This window comes from Microcoleus sp. N3A4 (assembly GCF_036701805.1).
Classification (GTDB): domain Bacteria; phylum Cyanobacteriota; class Cyanobacteriia; order Cyanobacteriales; family Microcoleaceae; genus Microcoleus.
Genome location: NZ_JAUBRJ010000142.1, coordinates 1 through 4866 on the forward strand (window position 1 = coordinate 1; position 4866 = coordinate 4866).

A 4866-nucleotide genomic window follows, 5' to 3' on the forward strand; every position below is an offset into this window, starting at 1 on the left:
GCGCTACGTTAGCTACGCTCTGCTGGCTGGCGATGCTTCCGTTTTGGACGATCGTTGCTTGAATGGCTTGAAAGAAACCTACAGCGCTCTGGGCGTGCCTTCTGGCTCCTCAGCCCGTGCAGTTCAAATCATGAAAGCTAGCTCTGTTGCCCACATCAACAGCACCAATACAGAAGCTCAAGCTGGTAGCCGCTTCCGCAAAATGGAAACAGCTCAAGGCGACTGCTCCTCTTTGGCTTCTGAAGCTGCTAGCTACTTCGATCGCGTTGCTTCTGCTCTGAGCTAACAAAAGCAGGCCAATAGTTACTGGCTCTCTTGCCGGTTGAATTGAAACAAACTGTCAAAAATCTATTTCTGGAGATCTCAGAACATGAAATCAGTAATCACCACAGTAGTTTCGGCTGCTGATGCGGCGGGGCGTTTCCCCACCTCTTCTGACTTGGAATCCGTTCAAGGAAGCATTCAGCGCGCTGCTGCTCGTTTAGAAGCTGCTGAAAAGCTGGCTGCTGGAATCGATGCAGTTGCTAAAGAAGGCTACGATGCAAGCATCAAAAAATATCCTTACTTGAACAACGCTGGCGAAGCCAACGAAACTCAAGTCAAGAAAGACAAGTGCCTGCGCGACATCAAGCACTACCTGCGCTTGATCAACTACTCCTTGGTAGTTGGCGGCACCGGCCCTCTTGATGAATGGGGTATTGCCGGTCAACGCGAAGTTTACCGCGCCTTGAACCTGCCTACAGCTCCTTACGTTGCTGCTTTGGCGTACACCCGCGATCGCGCTTGCGCTCCTCGCGATATGTCTCCTCAAGCATTGGTAGAGTTCCGCGCTCTCCTAGACTACACGATTAACTCTCTTTCCTAGAAAGCTCGATCGCATAATTCACGGCTAGGTGGAACGCAAGTTCGATCGGCTGTGGGGGGACTCTTAGGACGCTGCGAAAGCCTAAATCGGGTTTAGTGTCGCGCTAAGAGTCCCTTAACATTTGTCAGTTGACTGTTGTCAGTTGTCAGTTATCAGTTGTCAGTTGTCAGTTGTCAGTTGACTGTTGTCAGTTGTCAGTTGACTAATTTATGTGTTATTGGTTATTGGTTATTAATCAGTAGTTATGAGGATGAACTAAAAAAATCATCCGTGTATCCGTGATTTCCGTATCGTGCATTGGGTTAGAGGAATTAAAAAAAATTAATCCGTGTATCCGTGTTTTCTGTGTCGTGCTGTTGGTAATTGGTAATTGGTAAATGGATAAACGTTTTTTTAATATATTTAATCTGACAGAAGAACAGGCGATCGCCATTTTGGAAACGCCGGCGGACAAACTCGACGACCCTTACGACCGCTACATTGCAGCTTCTCATTTAATAAATTTTTCTACAGAAAAGTCGATCGCAGCCCTGATCGCCGCCGTGGAAAATGCCGACGATCGCCTTGACAATCGCGCAGTTCGCCGCAAAGCATCAGAAACCTTGGGGCGCTTGCAGGCAAAAGTTGCACTAACCTCCCTCCACTCTTGCTTGCATGACGATGACTGTTACGTGGTAGAAAATGCAGTCTGGGCGATCGGGGAAATCGGCACGCAAAATCCCGATATTTTAGAAGATATTGCTCAACTCCTAGACAAGCCCGGTCAAAGTTACCGGGTAATTATTCAGGCTTTGGCCAAGTTGAATTACACAGCAGCACTCGATCGAATTCGCAAGTTTGCAGACTCAGAAGACGAGATGATTCAAGGTGCGGCTATCACCACAACCTGCAACTTTTCAGGGGATTACTCGCAGATGTCGCGCGTGGTTGAATTGCTCCAAAGTTCCAATGTTAACTCTCGCCGCAGCAGCATTCAAGACTTAATTGATGCCAAATATTACAAAGCAATTCCTGAGATTTCCCGCTGTCCGGTGTCTGTGGTGTTTCGCCTGCGGGCTGTGCGGATGCTGGCGAGTGTCGGCATACCTGCCGGAGATATTACTTTTGCAGAAATTGAACCGATTCTCGATCGAGTAATTTGCGATCGGCCCGACGACCTCGATTTAGTGCACGAATACGACAAACTGCCAAGCCTCGAATTTGCAATTAAGGAACTCTACGAAACCGATTTTGGGCGCTGCTATCTGGCAACCAAAACCATCCTAGAATCCTACAAAAATGAAGCACCGGATGCCTTACTCGCAACTTATGCAGAATCAGCATACAACGATTACGGCGCGCACTATCACGTCATGAAACTGCTCGGCTGGCTCAAGTACGCCCCTGCTTTCAATTTACTAATAGAAGCGCTGCACAACCGAGAACCGCAGTTTCAAAAATCCCGCGCCGCCGCAGCCATCGCCTTCGGCGAAATAGGCGACAAGCGCGCTATTGCGGAACTCAAAATTTGCCTGGAAACTCCGATTTGGGATTTAAAATATGCTAGTTTGATGGCATTGGAAAAACTAGGAGACAACAGCGGATGCGAGATTTTGGCAGCCGATGAGGATTTGCTGATTCGGGCAAAAGCAGCGAGTTTAAGCGCAGCAGCAATAGTGTAATTAACCAGAGTTGTTAGTTACCAATTACAAATTACCAACGATCGAGATTTAACAATGCCTAAAGAAGAATTGTTCCAACAGCTAAAACATCCAAATCCGCACCTGCGGAAGCGGGCAATGAGCGAATTAGCAGAAACCCGCGACGAAACCACTATTCCCCGCTTGATGGGAATTTTGGATGAGGAAGATGTCGTTTATCGCCGATCGGCAGTACAAGTTTTGGGCATAATCGGTGCTGAGGCTGTACCGCCGCTGGTAGATTCTCTGCTTAATAGCGAGAATGTCACAATTCAGGCGAGTTGTGCAAAGGCATTAACGGCGATCGCTGTCAACTATCCAGATATAACTTTTCCCGAACTCGGAATGCAAGGGCTGCAAAAAGCACTCAGCGATCCGAATCCGGTGGTTTACATTTCCTCGGTTATGGCCCTCGGACAAATTGGCTTGCCGGCGTTGGAAATCTTGACTGAGGCGATCGAAAATACTGACAATATTGCCTTAGCTGTGGCGATAACAGGTGCGTTAGCTACGATTGGAGGTACAAAAGCGAAGCAGGTTTTGGAGGAGATGGCGGCTGATCCCGATGCCGATCCTTACATTCGCGAGTCTGCCGAAAGTGCTTTGTCTCGGTTAAAGCAGGTGAGTCAGTGGAATTCCGGCGGTTAGTTGCAGTCAGTGCGATCGCTCATTCATTTAATATAAGTAACGGGATAATCAGGATTGGCTGGATTCGGAATTAATCGCTGATTTTTACAGTCAACCAAAAAATCTAACTTCTCTGTTAATCTTCTTTTCTCATATTGGAATTATATCTGGGCCTGTTTCTCGGCCCGATCGCCCGTAATTTACACTCAAAAATACAAAAGCGATCGCCCTTGATTTTTCTAAAATAATTCAAGGGCGATCGCTATAATTAAAACATTTATCTCATAGAAGAGATTTTTTTTCAAGCTGTTTTTTTTGAATTAACAGCTTGTTTAACGGAGAGGGAGGGATTCGAACCCTCGTTAAGTTGCCCTAAACACACTTTCCAGGCGTGCGCCTTCAACCGCTCGGCCACCTCTCCAGGGCTAAATGAATTCATTCAGCCACAGCTAAACTATCTTAGCAGAACAAATCAGATTTGGGAAGGGGTAACGGCATAAATTTGCTGTTTAATATGGTTAGGGTATCAAACGGGCGGGCCGAGATATCCTCCCTGTGTCGCAAACCCATTTATTTAAAGGATTTTGCCCCGCAAACCCCAATCTAAAATCTAAAATCTAAAATCTAAAATTCCATGACTCGCTCTTACACAATTAAAATTCATAACAGACAGACAGGCGATCGCCACACCGTGCGAGTACCCGAAGACCGCTACATCCTCCAAAGCGCCGAAAACCAAGGAGTAGAATTGCCCTTTTCCTGCCGCAACGGCGCTTGTACAGCCTGTGCGGTGCGCGTCAAGTCGGGGGAACTGCACCAGCCAGAAGCAATGGGACTTTCTGTGGAACTGCAAAAAGAGGGTTATGCCCTGCTGTGCGTCTGCTATCCCCGTTCCAACATCGAGGTAGAGACGCAAGACGAAGACGAAGTGTACGAACTGCAATTCGGCCGTTACTTCGGCAAAGGTAAAGTTAGGGCCGGTTTGCCGTTGGATGAAGAATGAGGCAATTTTATAATTTATCAACTACCAACGATCCATGCTTTATCGATTATTGGCGATCGCCCTTTGTCTGTTGTTAGCTAGCTGCCAAAAACCAGAAATCCCCCAAGGTACGATCGCCAAAGTAGAAAGGGCCATCAGCGGGCAAACAATCGAAGTTATCAGTACAGCCGACAAAATAGCCTTATTAGAACAAATCAGGTTGATTGGTATTGATGCGCCAGATTTAAAACAGCAGCCTTGGGGAGAAGCAGCCAAACAAAGACTAGAACAGCTAATTGGGGGAAAACAGGTACTGTTAGAATCAGACATCGAAGAGAAAGACCAGTTCGATCGCAAATTAGCCTACTTGTGGCAAGATAAAATTTTGCTCAACGAACAGCTAGTCAAAGAAGGTTATGTTTTGGCCTCAGCGCGATCGCCCAACACCAAATATCAGCAGCGACTCATCAACGCTCAAGAATGGGCGAGACTCATGGGTAAAGGCCTGTGGAATCCAGAACGAGCTTTGCGCCAAACTCCCGCAGAATTTCGCCAGCAAAATGAGAAATAGTTAACTGTTAACTGTTGACTGTTGACTGTTGACTGTTGACTGTTGACTGTTGACTGTTGACAACTAACAACTAACAACTAACAACTAACAACTAACAACTAACAACTAACAACTAACAACTAACAACTAACAACTAACAACT

Annotated in this window: 5 protein-coding genes, 1 tRNA gene and 1 pseudogene; 6 read left to right on the top strand and 1 reads right to left on the bottom strand. The window is 46.7% G+C overall.

Annotation, left to right across the window (positions count from 1 at the left end):
* From QUA56_RS36085 to QUA56_RS36100, 4 genes and pseudogenes are all read left to right on the top strand, one after another.
* Positions 1-286: pseudogene (locus tag QUA56_RS36085) on the top strand (bleomycin hydrolase); the annotation flags it as partial.
* An 84-nt stretch (positions 287-370) separates the two neighbouring features.
* Complete coding sequence (locus QUA56_RS36090) at positions 371-865, top strand: bleomycin hydrolase (RefSeq protein WP_333368700.1); 495 nt, start codon at positions 371-373, stop codon at positions 863-865.
* Between the two features lie 377 nt (positions 866-1242).
* Entirely contained in the window at positions 1243-2526 is a 1284-nt protein-coding gene (locus tag QUA56_RS36095; RefSeq protein ID WP_333368703.1) for a HEAT repeat domain-containing protein, read from the top strand.
* 54 nt (positions 2527-2580) lie between these two features.
* On the top strand, positions 2581-3192 hold the full coding sequence (locus QUA56_RS36100; RefSeq protein ID WP_333368706.1) for a HEAT repeat domain-containing protein: 612 nt from the start codon (positions 2581-2583) through the stop codon (positions 3190-3192).
* Between the two features lie 315 nt (positions 3193-3507).
* On the opposite strand, the gene QUA56_RS36105 is transcribed toward QUA56_RS36100, so the two are convergent.
* Positions 3508-3592, bottom strand: a tRNA-Ser gene (locus QUA56_RS36105).
* A gap of 213 nt (positions 3593-3805) precedes the next feature.
* Between QUA56_RS36105 and QUA56_RS36110 the strand changes: the two genes are divergently transcribed.
* Positions 3806-4174: a 2Fe-2S iron-sulfur cluster-binding protein gene (locus QUA56_RS36110; protein ID WP_333368709.1), complete on the top strand. Its 369-nt coding sequence runs from the start codon at positions 3806-3808 to the stop codon at positions 4172-4174.
* A gap of 34 nt (positions 4175-4208) precedes the next feature.
* Positions 4209-4724, top strand: a complete 516-nt coding sequence (locus QUA56_RS36115; protein WP_333368712.1) for a thermonuclease family protein — start codon at positions 4209-4211, stop codon at positions 4722-4724.
* The last annotated feature ends 142 nt before the right edge of the window (positions 4725-4866 follow it).